At 68.8% G+C, this 15,184-nt stretch carries 9 protein-coding genes and 1 pseudogene; 9 read left to right on the top strand and 1 reads right to left on the bottom strand.

Annotation, left to right across the window (positions count from 1 at the left end; genetic code table 11):
• Positions 1 to 179: 179 nt before the first annotated feature.
• Positions 180 to 305 (bottom strand): annotated as a pseudogene (locus tag EV699_RS19980) (phosphoenolpyruvate carboxylase); the annotation flags it as partial.
• A gap of 67 nt (positions 306 to 372) precedes the next feature.
• On the opposite strand from EV699_RS19980, the gene clpB reads away from it, so the two are divergent.
• From clpB to glmS, 9 genes are all read left to right on the top strand, one after another.
• A complete protein-coding gene (gene clpB, locus EV699_RS14540; RefSeq protein ID WP_132544011.1) occupies positions 373 to 2,952 on the top strand; it encodes an ATP-dependent chaperone ClpB in 2,580 nt (859 codons plus the stop codon).
• Between the two features lie 146 nt (positions 2,953 to 3,098).
• Positions 3,099 to 4,250 carry a cystathionine beta-lyase gene (gene metC / locus EV699_RS14535; RefSeq protein WP_132544009.1) on the top strand — a complete coding sequence of 384 codons (1,152 nt, stop codon included), beginning with the start codon at positions 3,099 to 3,101 and terminating at the stop codon, positions 4,248 to 4,250.
• 88 nt (positions 4,251 to 4,338) lie between these two features.
• On the top strand, positions 4,339 to 5,280 hold the full coding sequence (gene galU / locus EV699_RS14530; RefSeq protein ID WP_132544007.1) for a UTP--glucose-1-phosphate uridylyltransferase GalU: 942 nt from the start codon (positions 4,339 to 4,341) through the stop codon (positions 5,278 to 5,280).
• A 163-nt stretch (positions 5,281 to 5,443) separates the two neighbouring features.
• Positions 5,444 to 7,180 (top strand): PHA/PHB synthase family protein, encoded by a 1,737-nt coding sequence (locus EV699_RS14525; protein WP_243662685.1) that lies wholly within the window; start codon positions 5,444 to 5,446, stop codon positions 7,178 to 7,180.
• 156 nt (positions 7,181 to 7,336) lie between these two features.
• The gene (locus EV699_RS14520) at positions 7,337 to 9,664 is read left to right on the top strand and encodes a DUF3141 domain-containing protein (RefSeq protein WP_132544003.1); all 2,328 of its coding nucleotides are present in this window, start codon (positions 7,337 to 7,339) and stop codon (positions 9,662 to 9,664) included.
• A gap of 88 nt (positions 9,665 to 9,752) precedes the next feature.
• Entirely contained in the window at positions 9,753 to 10,526 is a 774-nt protein-coding gene (fabI, locus tag EV699_RS14515; RefSeq protein WP_132544001.1) for an enoyl-ACP reductase FabI, read from the top strand.
• Between the two features lie 69 nt (positions 10,527 to 10,595).
• On the top strand, positions 10,596 to 12,002 hold the full coding sequence (locus tag EV699_RS14510) for a bifunctional enoyl-CoA hydratase/phosphate acetyltransferase (protein WP_132543999.1): 1,407 nt from the start codon (positions 10,596 to 10,598) through the stop codon (positions 12,000 to 12,002).
• The gene (locus EV699_RS14505) at positions 11,999 to 13,198 is read left to right on the top strand and encodes an acetate/propionate family kinase (RefSeq protein ID WP_132543997.1); all 1,200 of its coding nucleotides are present in this window, start codon (positions 11,999 to 12,001) and stop codon (positions 13,196 to 13,198) included. Before EV699_RS14510 ends, EV699_RS14505 begins: the two co-directional genes overlap by 4 nt.
• Positions 13,199 to 13,320: 122 nt before the next feature.
• Positions 13,321 to 15,150 (top strand): glutamine--fructose-6-phosphate transaminase (isomerizing), encoded by a 1,830-nt coding sequence (glmS, locus tag EV699_RS14500; RefSeq protein WP_132543995.1) that lies wholly within the window; start codon positions 13,321 to 13,323, stop codon positions 15,148 to 15,150.
• Positions 15,151 to 15,184: the final 34 nt, after the last annotated feature.

Below are 15,184 nucleotides of genomic sequence, written 5' to 3'. Positions count from 1 at the left end.
GCCAGGCACCCATTGCCCCGAACGCCCTCGCCCTCACCCGGCCAGGGCGTTCGGCTTTTCAGGGCACCCGCAACCCCCCGCCGCCTCGCCCCCGCTCGCGACGCCCACCGCCGCCGCGCAGCGGGCCGGGCGCGCGCGCCGCCCGCCCCACGCGCCCGACAACCCTCCCACCAACCCCCTCAGCCCGTGTTGCGCATCCCGGCCGCCAGCGCGTTGATCGAGCGCAGCAGCGGATTCAGCCACAGCGCGCGCTCCGCCTCTCCCCCACTCGCGGCACCACGATAGCGCTTGAGCAGCATCACCTTGAATTGTCCGGTTCGGCGCCCATTTCCCCGTCCAGATACCACCATACCTGCGGGGGACACAGACACCATGCGAATGGACAAGCTGACCAGCAAATTCCAGATGGCGCTCGCGGACGCGCAGTCGCTCGCGCTCGGGCGTGATCACCAGTTCATCGAACCGTTGCACCTGATGGCCGCGCTGATCGATCAGGCGGGCGGGACGGTGAAGCCGCTCCTCGCGCAGGTGGGCATCAACGTCAACACCTTGCGCGCCCAGATCGGCGAAGCGCTGGATCGCTTGCCCAAGGTCCACGGCATCGGTGGCGACGTGCAACTCGGGCGGGATCTGATCAACCTACTGAATCTCACCGACAAACTCGCCCAGCAGAACAAGGATCAGTTCATCGCCTCGGAATGGTTCGTGCTCGCCGCCGCCGAGGACAAGGGGGCGCTCGGCGAACTGCTGCGCCGGCACGGCGCGACGGCCCAGAAGCTCAGCACGGCCATCGCCGCGTTGCGCGGCGGCCAGGCGGTCGACGATCCGAATGCCGAGGACGCGCGCAAGGCACTGGAGAAGTACACGATCGACCTCACCGCGCGCGCCGAATCCGGCAAGCTCGACCCGGTGATCGGCCGTGACGACGAGATCCGGCGCGTCACCCAGGTACTGGCCCGGCGCACCAAGAACAACCCGGTGCTGATCGGCGAGCCGGGTGTCGGCAAGACCGCCATCGTCGAAGGACTGGCGCAGCGCATCGTCAACGGCGAGGTGCCGGAAGGCATCAAGGGCAAGCGCGTGCTGTCTCTGGACATGGGCGCGCTGATCGCCGGCGCCAAGTTCAGGGGTGAGTTCGAGGAGCGCCTGAAGGCGGTGCTGAACGACCTCGCCAAACAGGAAGGCCAGATCATCCTGTTCATCGACGAACTGCACACGATGGTCGGTGCCGGCAAGGCTGAAGGGGCGATGGATGCCGGCAACATGCTGAAGCCGGCGCTCGCCCGCGGCGAACTGCACTGCATCGGCGCGACCACGCTCGATGAATACCGCCAGTACATCGAGAAGGATGCCGCGCTGGAGCGCCGCTTTCAGAAGGTGCTGGTCGACGAGCCCTCGGTCGAGGACACCATCGCGATCCTGCGTGGCCTCAAGGAACGCTACGAGGTGCACCACAAGGTTGAGATCACCGACCCGGCCATCGTGGCCGCGGCGACGCTCTCGCACCGCTACATCACCGACCGCCAGCTCCCGGACAAGGCCATCGACCTGATCGACGAGGCCGCCTCGCGCATCCGCATGGAGATGGACTCCAAGCCCGAGGAGATGGACCGGCTCGACCGCCGCCTGATCCAGCTCAAGATGGAGCGCGTCGCTCTCAGGAAGGAGAGCGACGAGGCGTCGCGCAAACGCCTCGACGCCCTGGAGGCGGAGGTCGCGCGCCTGGAGCACGAGTACGCCGATCTCGAAGAGATCTGGAAAGCCGAGAAGGCCACGCTCACCGGTGCCGCGGACGTCAAGGCCGCGCTGGAGAAGGCCCGCCTCGATTTCGACGCCGCCAAGCGTGCCGGCGACCTCAACAAGATGTCGGAGCTGCAGTACGGCCGCATCCCGGAGCTGGAGCGGCGCCTGCAGGCCGCCGAGGCCGGCCAGCAGGCCGACTTCAAGCTGCTGCGCAACCGCGTCACCGACGAGGAGATCGCCGAGGTCGTCAGCAAGTGGACCGGCATCCCGGTGAGCAAGATGCTCGAAGGCGAGCGCGAGAAGCTGCTGCGCATGGAAAGCGTGCTGGCGACGCGGGTCGTCGGCCAGCCCGAGGCGGTGCGCGTGGTCAGCGACGCGATACGCCGCGCCCGTGCCGGCCTGTCGGACCCCAACCGCCCGAACGGCAGTTTCCTGTTCCTAGGCCCGACCGGCGTCGGCAAGACCGAACTCTGCAAGGCGCTCGCGAACTTCCTGTTCGATACCGATGAAGCCATGGTGCGCATCGACATGAGCGAGTTCATGGAGAAGCACTCGGTCGCCCGCCTGATCGGCGCGCCTCCGGGCTACGTCGGCTACGAGGAAGGCGGTTACCTGACCGAGGCGGTGCGCCGCAAGCCGTACAGCGTGATCCTGCTCGACGAGATCGAGAAGGCGCACCCGGATGTCTTCAACGTGCTGCTGCAGGTGCTCGACGACGGCCGCCTCACCGATGGCCAGGGCCGCACCGTCGACTTCCGCAACAGCGTGGTGGTGATGACCTCGAACCTCGGCTCCCAGACCATCCAGGAAATGGCCGGCGAGGACAACTACGGCGCGATGAAGGCCGCGGTGATGGCGATCCTTGCCGCGCATTTCCGCCCCGAGTTCCTCAACCGCATCGACGAGACCGTGGTGTTCCACCCGCTCGGCCGTGAACAGATCCGCGCCATCGCCGGCATCCAGGTCGAGGGGCTGCGCAAGCGCCTGGCGGCGCGCGACATCGGCCTCGAACTCGACGCCGCGGCACTCGACCGCCTCGGCGAAGCCGGCTTCGACCCGGTGTACGGCGCGCGTCCGCTGAAGCGGGCGATCCAGCAGCAGCTGGAGAACCCGCTGGCGAAGCGTATCCTCGCCGGCGAGTTCGGCCCCGGCGACACGGTGTGGGTGGAGCCCGACCTGAGCCTGCGCCGCAACGTCGGCAGGGGCTGAGCGGTCGCGCAGCGGCGACGGTCGGCACACCGACCGCCGCCGCTGCGTGTCTTCGCGGGCGGTGCGCCGGCAGCGCGGGGTGGCTGCCCAGGCGCGGCACGGCGCGTTACGCTGCGGCCGGTTTGCAGGCCACGCGGTTTCCGCCCATGCACGATGACACCCTGCTCAGCCACACCGGCACCGCCGGCCCCGAGGGGCACGGCCTCGTCAATCCGCCGGTGGCGCGAGCGTCGACCATCCTCTTCCCATCGCTCGATGCGCTCGAAGGGCGCACGCCGGTGCGCATGACCTACGGCCGCCACGGCACGGCCACGCATGCGGCGCTCGCCGAGGCCCTGACTGCGCTGGAGGGGGGCGCCGGCACCCTGCTGGTGCCCTCGGGGCTCGCCGCCTGCGCGCTCGCGCTGCAGGCACTGGTGCGCGCCGGCGACCACGTGCTGGTCGCCGACAGCGTCTACGCGCCCACCCGGGTGTTCTGCAACGAGGTGCTCGCGCGCTTCGGTGTCGAAACCACCTATTACGACCCGCTGATCGGCGCCGGCATCGCCGGCCTGCTGCGACCGAACACGCGGCTGGTGTTCTGCGAGTCGCCGGGCTCGCAGACCTTCGAGGTGCAGGACCTGCCGGCGATCGTGGCGGCAGCCCATGCCGCGGGTGCCCGGGTCGCGGTCGACAACACCTGGGGCGCGGGCTACTGGCACAAGCCGCTCGCCCTCGGTGCCGACGTGTCGATCCAGGCCGTCACCAAGTACATCGGAGGGCACTCCGATCTGCTGATGGGCGCGCTGATCTGCAACGAGGCCACCCTCGGCCCGTTGCGGGCGCAACTGCGCTGGCAGGGCAACAACGTGTCGGCGGACGACGCCGCGCTTGCGCTGCGCGGCCTGCGCACGCTGGGCGTGCGCCTGCGCCAGCATCAGGCCGGCGGCCTCGCGGTCGCGCAGTGGCTGCGCGCGCAGCCCCAGGTCGCGCGCGTGCTGCACCCGGCCCTGCCCGACGATCCGGGGCATGCCCTGTGGCGGCGCGACTTCAGTGGCGCGTGCGGGCTGTTCGGCGTGGAGTTGCGCCGCCGCCACCGGGCCGGACTCGCCGCCCTGCTCGAAGGGCTCGAACTGTTCGGCATGGGCTACTCGTGGGGCGGCTTCGAGAGCCTGATCGTGCCCGCGCACCCGCTGCGCAGCGTGCGCCGCTGGGAAGGCGCGGGCACCCTGCTGCGCCTGCACGTCGGGCTCGAAGACCCGGCGGACCTCATCGCCGATCTCGCCGCCGGCCTGGCGCGCTTCGACGCCGCGGCCTGATGCGTGCAAGCCGCAGGCTTGCCGCCCCCCGGTCGACTCGCCAGAATGGCGCGCCATTCGTACCCCAACTCGTCGAGGGACTTCGATCGTGAAGCGCAAGATTCGCAAGGCGGTATTCCCGGTGGCCGGTCTCGGTACCCGGTTTCTGCCGGCCACCAAGGCGAGCCCGAAGGAGATGCTCCCCATCGTCGACAAGCCGCTGATCCAGTACGCGGTGGAGGAGGCCGTGGCGGCGGGGGTGGATACCCTGGTGTTCGTGATCGGACGCACCAAGAACGCGATCGCCGACCACTTCGACAAGGCCTACGAGCTCGAGACCGAACTCGCCTCGCGCGGCAAGAAGGACCTGCTCAAGGTCGTGCAGGGCATCGTTCCGCCGCACGTGAGCTGCGTGTACGTGCGCCAGGCCGATGCGCTCGGCCTCGGCCACGCCGTGCTCTGCGCCAAGCCCGTGGTCGGCCAGGAGCCCTGCGCGGTGCTGCTCGCCGATGACATGATCGATGCGCCCGGCGGCGGCGCCCTGGCGCAGATGGCGACGCATTTCGACAAGTACCAGTGCTCGATCCTCGGCGTCGAGCGCGTGCCGCCGGAGGAAACCTTCAAGTACGGCATCGTCACGCCGCTGCCGTTCGCCAAGGGGCTGTCGAACATCGACAGCATCGTCGAGAAGCCCAAGCCCGAGGAGGCGCCGTCGAACCTCGCGGTGGTCGGGCGCTACATCCTGACGCCGCGCATCTTCGAGTTGCTGGAAAAGACCCCCCGCGGCGCCGGCAACGAGATCCAGCTGACCGACGCCATCGCCGCGCTGCTGCTCGAAGAGCAGGTGCTGGCCTACGAGTTCGACGGCCGCCGTTTCGATTGCGGCAGCAAGCTCGGTTACCTCACCGCGACGGTCGAGTACGGCATGAAGCATCCCGAACTCGGCGAGCAGTTCCGCCAGTACCTGAAGACGCTGGTCTGCGACATCGACAGCGGCCTGCCGGGGGCGCCGGAACGGGTGACGCCCATGCTCAAGTCGGCCAAGGGCTGACGCCGTCGTTCCGCAGGCGACGCCCGGTTCGTGCCGGGCGTTTTCATTTGTGGGTCTTGACCCGCGTCAACCTGATGCCGCAATCGTGTTGCAACGCAGCGCGATGTCATGTTTCTTTCACCGCGGCGTGGTATCCCACGAGATCGGTGGAGCGGAGGCGTCGATGCCAGAATCCCAGTACCAGGCGTTCAGGAATCCGCAGGACCGCATGCTGAACGGGGCGGTGGCGCGCCTCACGCAGGGCCTGTCGCCGATTTCGCTGACGCTGGCGTGGTTCGACTGGGCCGCGCACCTGGCGATGGCGCCCGGCCTGCAGATGCGCCTGATCGAGAAGACCGGGCGCAAGGCCGCCAAGCTCGCGCTGTACGCGCGCCGCTCGCTGGCGGATCCCGCCGCCGAGCGGGCGGTCGAGCCGCTGCCGGGCGACCATCGCTTCAACGATCCCGAATGGGGCGCCTTCCCGTTCAACCTCTACGCCCAGTCCTTCCTGCTGTCGCAGCAGTGGTGGTATGCCGCCACCCACAGCGTGCGCGGGCCGTCGCAGCACCATCAGGACATGGTCTGGTTCGTCGCCCGGCAGATGCTCGACGTGATGTCACCGGCGAACTTCATCGCGACCAACCCGGTGCTGCTGAAGCGCACGCTGGAGCAGGGGGGGACGAATCTGTTGCGCGGCTGGCAGAACTGGGTCGAGGACCAGGAGCGGCGCATCGCGAACAAGCCGCCGGCCGGCGCCGAGGCCTTCCAGGTCGGGCGCAACCTGGCGCTGACCCCCGGCAAGGTGGTGTTCCGCAACCATCTGATCGAACTGATCCAGTACGCGCCGACGACCGCGCAGGTCCACCCGGAGCCGGTGCTGATCGTGCCGGCGTGGATCATGAAGTACTACATCCTCGACCTCACCCCGCAGAACTCGCTGGTCAAGTTCCTGGTCGACCGCGGCCACACGGTGTTCATGATCTCCTGGCGCAACCCGCACAGCGACGACCATGCGCTGGGGATGGAGGACTACCTGCGCAAGGGCGTGTTCGCAGCCCTCGACGCGATCAACGCCGTCGTTCCGGGGCAGCAGGTGCACGGCGTGGGCTACTGTCTGGGCGGCACGCTGCTGACGATCGCGGCGGCGGCGCTCGATCGCGACGACGACCGGCGGCTCGCCAGCATGACGCTGTTCGCTGCGCAGACCGACTTCCGCCAGGCGGGCGAACTGCTGCTGTTCATCGACGACAGCCAGGTCACCTTCATCGAGGATATGATGTGGGACCGCGGTTACCTCGATGCCAGCCAGATGGCCGGCGCCTTCCAGATGCTGCGCTCGAACGACCTGCTGTGGTCGCGCATGGTGCGCGAGTACGTGCTCGGCGAGCGCACGCCGCTCAACGAACTGATGGCCTGGAACGCCGATCCCACACGCATGCCCTACAAGATGCACAAGGAATACCTGCACAGCCTGTTCCTCGACAACGCCCTCGCCAACGGCCATTACCTGGTCGACGAGCGGCCGGTGGCGATCAGCGACATTCGCTGCCCGATCTTCGCGGTCGGCGCCGATGCCGACCACATCGCGCCGTGGCAGTCCGTGTACAAGATCCAGCTGCAGAGCGACGTGCCCGTCACCTTCCTGCTCGCGAGCGGCGGGCACAACGCCGGCATCGTCAGCGAGCCCGGCCGTCGCAACCGGCGCTACCAGGTGGCCACCCGCAGCGAGACCGACCACTACGTCGATCCCGAGACCTGGCGCGAACGCACCCCGGTGCGCGAAGGCTCGTGGTGGCCGCAGTGGGCCGACTGGCTCGCCGAGCGCTCCGGCGCGCTGCAGGTCCCGCCGGCCCTCGGGCGGGCCGAGGCCGGTCTGGTCGCGCTGTGTGACGCTCCCGGCACCTACGTGTTCCAGACGTGAACCGCGGCGGGGAACTCCGGCGCGGGCCGGCCGTCTCCTTGTTGCAGTGCGCAACTTCGTCCGTCATGTTAAAGAGCCTCGAATTCATCCCTGAAGCCTGCCGGGGCCGCTTGCACGCCTCCCGGTGAATCGGCCTTCCACACCAAGGTAATCGCGATGTCCCAGACGCCCGCATCCGTCACCACGGATCCCCTCCGTTCCTCCACGGCGCTGGCCGAGTGGGCCGCTGCGCTGGCCCGCGCGGCCGTCGCACACGTCGAGCGCTTCGGACGCGGTGCCACGCAGCGGCAGACCGAACAGTTCGAGGCGTGGCTGCGTGCCAGCACGCAGATGCTGCCGCTGCCGCGCCCGGCCGACGTGATCGAATACGGGATCGACTTCGTGCAGCGCCAGGCGCTGTTCTGGGACACGATCCGCGTGCGGGGCGACCGGTGGCTCGATCACGAGGCCGCCGGCAAGCCGCCGCTGCTCGCCTTCGCCTATGACCTCGTGCTCGACGGCCGCACCCTGCCGCATCCGGTCAACTACGCCCTGGCGCGCATCGTGCCGCCCGCCGGGGTGAGCGTCGACGAGACGCGCCGCCCCTACGTGATCGTCGATCCGCGGGCCGGGCACGGGGCCGGCGTGGGCGGCTTCAAGAGCGACTCGCAGGTCGGCATGGCGCTGCGCGCCGGGCACCCGGTCTACTTCGTGGTGTTCTCCGCCGATCCCGTCGAGGGCCAGACGCTGCGCGACGTCGCCGCCGCCGAGGCGGTGTTCCTGCGCGAGGTGACGCGGCGGCATCGCCAGAGCCCCAAGCCCTGCGTGATCGGCAACTGCCAGGCGGGCTGGGCGGTGATGGCGCTCGCCGCGGTCGAGCCCGAGCTCGCCGGGCCGATCGTGATCAACGGCGCGCCGCTGTCGTACTGGGCGGGCGTCGACGGCAAGAACCCGATGCGCTATTCCGGCGGGCTGCTCGGCGGCACGTGGCTCGCGCAACTCGTTTCCGACCTCGGGGCCGGGCAGTTCGACGGCGCCTGGCTGGTGCAGAACTTCGCCAACCTCAACCCGGGGCACAACTTCTGGGCGAAGTACTACGACCTCTACGCCACGGTCGATACCGGCGTGCAGCGCTTCCTCGGCTTCGAGCGCTGGTGGGGGGCGTATTCGGTCCTGAACGGCACCGAGATCCGCGGCATCGTCGAGAACCTGTTCGTCGGCAACCGCCTCGCGGCGGGCACCATCACCACCGAGGACGGACGCCGCATCGACCTGCGCAACATCCGCTCGCCGATCCTGGTGTTCTGCTCCGAGGGCGACAACATCACGCCGCCGCAGCAGGCGCTGAACTGGATCGTCGACGTCTATCGCGAGGACCGCGCGATCAAGGCCTACGGCCACACCATCGTCTACCTGCGCCACCTCTCGGTCGGTCACCTCGGCATCTTCGTGTCGGGCGGCGTGGCGCGTAAGGAATACAGGGAGATCGTCGCGACGCTCGACGCCATCGAGATGCTGCCACCCGGGCTCTACGAGATGAACGTGCGCGAGGCCGGGCACGGCGCCGACGGCGTGCCCGTCTACGACGTCTCGCTCGCCGAACGTTCGATCGCCGACATCGTCGCGCTCGACACCGACAGCCGCGAGGAAGAGCGCTACTTCCGCGTGGTCAGCGAGTTCTCGGCGCTCAACGCGCACGCCTACGACGTGCTCGCGAGCCCGCTGGTGCGGGCCGGTGCGACCGGCAGCGGCGCCGAACTCGCGCGCCTGCTGCACCCGCTGCGCGTGGAGCACTACGGCCTGTCGAGCGCCAACCCGTGGATGGCGACGCTGGCGCCGTGGGCCGACTGGGCGCGGGCCTGGCGCCGGCCGCGGCGCGCCGACAACCCGCTGGGGGCCGTCGAGCGCGCCTGCGCCGATGCGCTGACCGCCTGGTTCGACATCGGGCGCGACCTGCGCGACAGCGCCGCCGAACTGAGCTTCCGGGCGCTCTACGGCTGGCTCGACGCGCTCGGCCTGCCGGGGCGCATGTGGAACGAGCCGGCCGAGGATGCGAGCGGCAAGCAGATCGAAACCCTCGATGCCCAGGTCGAGCGCTTCGTCGACGAGCACATCGCGCGCGGCGGACCGGCGGCGGCGCTGGTGCGCCTCCTGCTCATGTACACGCAGGCGCGTGGCGAGTTCGGCCGCGAGGCGATCGAGCGCATCGTCGAGGGCGTCCGTGCGCTGCCGCTGGCGACCGCGCTCGATCCCGCGCAGCGCCGGCGGCTGGTGCACGAGCAGTCGATGATCGTCGCCTACGCGCCCGAGCGCGCGCTGGCGACGCTCCCGGAGCTGCTGCCCGGTGCCGGCGACCGCGAGGCGATGGCCGCGACGCTCAGCGGGCTGCTCGGTGCCGAGCCGGCGTCGCCGCCGGTGCTGGCGCTGGTCCGCGAGGTCCGTGCCGTGCTCGGTCTGCCGTCCGCGGGCAGCAGCGCCGACCTGCCGGTCGTCCCGGCGGCCTGAACCATCACCCGCGCGCCGTACCGCCACGGCGCGCGGTTTCCCACGTTCATCCCCTCACCTTTGCCCTCACCCTCAGGGAGCGTTTCTCATGAGCCATCCGTTCAGTCTGCACGGCAAGCGCGGCCTCGTGGTCGGCATCGCCAATGACAGCTCGATCGCCTACGGCGTCGCCAAGGCCATCCGCGAGCTCGGCGGCGACCTCGCCATCACCTATCTCAACGCCAAGGCCGAGCCGTACGTGCGCCCGCTCGCCGAGGGGCTCGGCGCGCCGATCATCATGCCGCTCGACGTGGGCCAGCCGGGCGAACTGGAAGCGGTGTTCGAGCGCATGAAGGCCTGCTGGGGGACGATCGACTTCGTCGTGCATTCGATCGCGTTCTCGCCGCTCAACGAACTGCACGGGCGCCTGGTGGATTCCACCAGCGAGGGCTTCAGCGTCGCGATGGATGTCTCGTGCCACTCCTTCATCCGCATGGCCAAGCTCGCCGAGCCGCTGATGCCGAATGGTGGCACGCTGCTGGCGATGTCGTATTACGGCGCCGAGAAGGTGATCGAGCACTACGACCTGATGGGGCCGGTGAAGGCCGCGCTGGAAACCTCGGTGCGCTACCTCGCCGCCGAGCTCGGCCCGCTCAACATCCGTGTCAACTGCATCTCGCCGGGGCCGATGCTGACCCGCGCCGCGAGCGGCATCAAGGACTTCGACGAACTGATGGGCGGTGCCATCGAGCGCTCGCCGCTGCGCCGGCTGGCCACGCCGGAAGACGTCGGCCGCCTCGCGGCGTTCTACATCGCGGAAACGGGCAACAACATCACCGGCAACGTCGGCTACGTCGACGCCGGCTACCACGTGCGCGGCTGATGCCCGTACCGGGCGCCCCCAGGGCGCCCGGCGCCCCCGACCGAAGGCTCCACCGATGGATCGCTCCCCATGAATGACGACGTCAGATTCCTCGAAAACCGCACCTTCGACGAGATCGCAGTCGGCGACAGCGCGAGCGCCGAGCACACGCTGAGCCACCGCGACATCGAACTGTTCGCCCTGCTGTCGGGCGACCTCAACCCCACCCACATCGACGAGGAATTCGCGCGCGGCGCGAAGTTCGAACGCATCGTCGGCCACAGCATGTGGGGCGCGAGCCTGATTTCGGGGGTGCTCGGCACCCACCTGCCGGGCGCCGGCACGCTGTACCGCTCGCAGACGCTGAGCTTCCACGGCGTGATCTACGTCGGCGACGTGATGCGCGCCACGGTCACGGTCACCGGCAAGGACAGCGAGCGGCGCACCGTGACGCTGGCGTGCCGGTGCGAGAACCAGGACGGCATGCTCCTGATCGACGGCGAGGCGGTGGTGTCGGCGCCGCCGGTGAAGATCCGGCGACCGTCGGTGACGCTGCCCGAGGTGCACTTCAGCGCCCACGGCGCGCGGCACAAGAAGCTGGTCGAGACCGCCGCGCAGGGCAGCGCCGTGCCCACCGCCGTGGTGCACCCGGTCGATCAGGTGTCGCTGGAAGGCGCCGTGCGGGCTGCCGACGCGGGGTTGATCGTGCCCCTGCTGGTCGGTCCCAAGGCGAGGATCGAGGGGACCGCGGCGCAGTTCGACCTTGACATCGGGCGCTTCGAGATCGTCGACGCGCCGCACAGCCACGCTGCGGCCGAGCGCGGCGTGGCGCTGGTCCGCGAGGGCCGCGCCGAAGTGCTGATGAAGGGCAGCCTGCACACCGACGAGTTCATGGGGGCGGTGGTCGCCAAGGAAACCGGGCTGCGGACCGCGCGGCGCATCAGCCACGTGTTCGTGATGGATGTGCCGACGTATCCGAAGCTGCTGCTGATCACCGATGCCGCGATCAACATCTACCCCGACCTCGAGGTGAAGGTCGACATCGTGCAGAACGCGATCGAGCTCGCGCAGGCGCTCGGCGTGAAGTGCCCGAATGTCGCCATCCTGTCGGCCGTGGAGACGGTGACACCGAAGATCGCTTCCACGATGGACGCGGCGGCGCTGTGCAAGATGGCCGATCGCGGACAGATCACCGGCGGCGTCCTCGATGGCCCGCTCGCGTTCGACAACGCCATCTCGAAGGCGGCTGCCAAGACCAAGGGCATCGTCTCGACGGTCAGCGGCGAGGCCGACATCCTGGTCGCACCCGATCTCGAGGCCGGCAACATGATCGCCAAGCAGCTCGAGTACCTGGCCGAGGCCTCGGGTGCCGGGGTCGTGCTCGGGGCGCGCGTGCCGATCGTGCTGACCTCGCGCGCCGACGGTACCCTCGCGCGCATGGCGTCGTGCGCGGTCGCCGCGCTGCTGGCGCGCCAGTTGCGGGGGGGCAAGCGATGAGCGCGAAGGGCAATGGCCTGCTGGTCCTGAACGCGGGATCGTCGAGCATCAAATTCGGCGTGTACGCCATCGAAGACGACCACACGCGGGAGGTGGCGAACGGGCTGATCGAGAACATCGGCAGCCACGATGCGCATGCCGTGGCCAAGGATGCGGACGGGTACGTGCTGGCGGCCTACCGGCCGACGGTGCCGGACGGCCCGTACACCCATCAGCACGCCCTCGCCGATCTGTTGCGCTGGCTCGGCGAGCGCCCCGATTTTCCGGCGATCACGGCGGTCGGGCATCGGGTCGTGCACGGTGGTACCCGCTACGCTGCGCCGGTACGGGTCGATGCCGAGGTGCGCACCGCCCTGGGCGCGCTGGTGCCGCTCGCACCCCTGCACCAGCCGCACAATCTCGCCGGCATCGACGCCATCACCGAACTGGATGCCGCGCTGCCGCAGGTGGCGTGCTTCGATACGGCCTTCCACTGCACCCAGCCCGCGCTCGCCCGGCTGTTCGCGATCCCCAAGGCGTATCGCGACGAAGGCGTGCAGCGCTACGGCTTTCACGGCCTGTCCTACGAGTTCGTGGCGGGGCACCTGTCGCAGGTGATCGGCGCGGAGCGCGCGGGCGGCAAGGTGGTGATCGCGCATCTCGGCAACGGTGCCAGCATGTGTGCCATCGAAGCGGGGCGCAGCGTCGCCAGCACGATGGGATTCACCGCGGTCGAAGGCTTGCCGATGGGCACGCGTACCGGTGCGCTCGATCCCGGGGTCCTCCTTTACCTGATCGAGCGCCACGGGCTGGGGCCGAAACAGCTGACCGACTTCCTCTACAAGCAGTCGGGGCTGCTGGGGCTGTCGGGCCTGTCGAACGACATGCGCACCTTGCTGGCCAGCGACGATCCGGATGCGCGGCAGGCGGTGGACTACTTCTGCTACCGCATCGCGCGCGAACTCGGCTCGCTCGCCGCCGCGCTCGGCGGACTCGATGCGCTGGTCTTCACCGGCGGCATCGGCGAGCATGCGGCTGCGGTGCGCGAGCAGGTGTGCCGTCGCGCGGCCTGGCTCGGCGTCGATCTTGATGCCGAGGCGAATGCCGCCGGGCGGGCGCTGATTTCGACCGCCGACAGCCGGGTGGTGGTCGCCGTCGTGCCGACCGACGAGGAGGGGGTGATCGCCGCCCACACGCGTCGTTTGGTATCCGGCTGATCGACGTTGTTGCGGGCAGTCAACAATCGTGGCGCTCCCGACCACTTGGTTGTCGCAGTAAGGCCGGACTCGGTACTCTTGGACGGCAATTTGCTAGGTACCACCACGGAAAGTCCCTGATCATGTGTGGAATCGTCGGAGCCATCGCCGAGCGTAACGTCACCCCCATCCTGCTTGAGGGATTGCGGCGGCTGGAATATCGAGGTTATGACTCGGCGGGGGTGGCGACGCTCGACGCCGAACGTCACCTAAACCGCAAACGCGCGGTGGGCAAGGTGCAGGCGCTTGCCGATCTGCTCGAAGCCGACCCCGCCCCGGGGCGCCTCGGCATCGCGCATACCCGCTGGGCTACGCACGGGGTGCCCTCCGAGCGCAATGCTCACCCGCACGTGAGCGGAGCCGACGTCGCCCTGGTGCACAACGGCATCATCGAGAATTACAAGGAGCTCAAGGAGGAGCTCATCGGGCTCGGTTACCGTTTCGAGTCCGAGACAGATACCGAGGTGGTCGCCCACCTCATCGCGCATCATCTCGTCCAGGAGGGTGACCTGCTCTCCGCGGTGCAGCGTGCCGTTGCGCGCCTCACCGGCGCCTTCAGTCTGGGGGTGATCAGCCGTCACGAACCCGGACGCCTGGTGGCAGCACGGGTGGGCAGCCCGCTGGTGATCGGCATCGGCATCGGCGAGCATTTCATCGCATCCGATGTGTTCGCGCTGCTGCCGGTTACGCAAAACTTCGTGTTTCTCGAGGAGGGCGATGTCGCCGACCTGTCGCGCTCGGGGTTCACGATTTACGACCGCGCCGGGCATCTCGTCGAGCGGCCGCGTGCCGTGTCGGCACAAAGTGCAGGGGTTGCCGACAAGGGCACCTATCGGCACTTCATGCTGAAGGAAATCTTCGAGCAGCCAGCGGTGATCGCCGATACGCTCGAAGGTCGCATCAGCAACGGCCGAGTGCTCGAAAGCTGCTTTGGCTTCGAAGCCCCCGCGGTGCTGGATGCCGTGCAGCAGGTGCACATCGTCGCGTGCGGGACGAGTTTCCACGCCGGCATGGTGGCGCGCTACTGGCTCGAAGAGCAGGGGGTGCCGTGCAGCGTGGAAGTCGCGAGCGAATACCGCTATCGGCGCCCCGTGATCGCTCCCGGTACGTTGTTCGTCAGCATTTCCCAATCGGGCGAGACGGCCGATACGCTGGCGGCCCTGCGCAGCGCCAAGGCGGCGGGGTGCCTGTCGAGCCTGGCGATCTGCAACGTGCCCGAAAGCTCACTGGTGCGTGAATCCGCGCTGACCTTGATGACACGGGCCGGGCGCGAGATCGGTGTTGCGTCGACCAAGGCCTTCACCACGCAGCTCGTCGCGCTGCGTCTGCTCGCAATCGTTCTCGGGCGCCGACGGGGTTTGGCGGCCGAGCAGGAGGCGGCGCTGGTGGCGGCGCTCGAACATCTGCCGCGGCAGGTCGAGGAGGCGCTGGGGCTCAACGATGCCGTCGAGGCGATGGCGCAGTTCTTCGGTGAGAAGGAGCATGCGCTGTTCCTCGGGCGCGGGTCGGAGTATCCGGTGGCCATGGAGGGAGCGCTCAAGCTCAAGGAGATCTCGTACATCCACGCTGAGGCATATGCCGCAGGCGAGCTCAAGCATGGTCCGCTCGCCCTGGTCGATGCCAACATGCCGGTCGTCTGCGTCATTCCTGACAATGCGCTGGTTGAGAAAGTGATTTCCAATTTGCAGGAAGTGCGTGCTCGCGGCGGTGAGTTGTTCCTGTTCGCCGATAGTGGCGTGGCGTCGCATTTCAGCGAGGGCACCCACCTTCTTCAGGTGGGGCACGTAGACGATTCGATTGCACCGGTTGTATTTACGGTGCCCCTGCAGTTGCTCGCCTACCATGTGGCCGTGCTCAAGGGGACCGACGTTGACCAGCCACGCAATCTGGCGAAATCGGTCACGGTCGAATGACTTCTCGCTGAACATCGCACGGATCGTGCTGCAG

Origin of the sequence: Plasticicumulans lactativorans, assembly GCF_004341245.1 — a bacterium.
Taxonomy (GTDB): Bacteria; Pseudomonadota; Gammaproteobacteria; order Competibacterales; family Competibacteraceae; genus Plasticicumulans_A; species Plasticicumulans_A lactativorans.
This window is presented reverse-complemented; position numbering and strand designations above follow the sequence as displayed.

Bases quoted from the DNA above. Each gene is read 5' to 3' on its own strand.
- clpB (WP_132544011.1), top strand. From the start codon at position 373: ATGCGAATGGACAAGCTGACCAGCAAATTCCAGATGGCGCTCGCGGAC.
- EV699_RS14520 (WP_132544003.1), top strand. From the start codon at position 7,337: ATGTCCCAGACGCCCGCATCCGTCACCACGGATCCCCTCCGTTCCTCC.
- EV699_RS14510 (WP_132543999.1), top strand. From the start codon at position 10,596: ATGAATGACGACGTCAGATTCCTCGAAAACCGCACCTTCGACGAGATC.
- EV699_RS14525 (WP_243662685.1), top strand. From the start codon at position 5,444: ATGCCAGAATCCCAGTACCAGGCGTTCAGGAATCCGCAGGACCGCATG.
- fabI (WP_132544001.1), top strand. From the start codon at position 9,753: ATGAGCCATCCGTTCAGTCTGCACGGCAAGCGCGGCCTCGTGGTCGGC.
- metC (WP_132544009.1), top strand. From the start codon at position 3,099: ATGCACGATGACACCCTGCTCAGCCACACCGGCACCGCCGGCCCCGAG.
- glmS (WP_132543995.1), top strand. From the start codon at position 13,321: ATGTGTGGAATCGTCGGAGCCATCGCCGAGCGTAACGTCACCCCCATC.
- EV699_RS14505 (WP_132543997.1), top strand. From the start codon at position 11,999: ATGAGCGCGAAGGGCAATGGCCTGCTGGTCCTGAACGCGGGATCGTCG.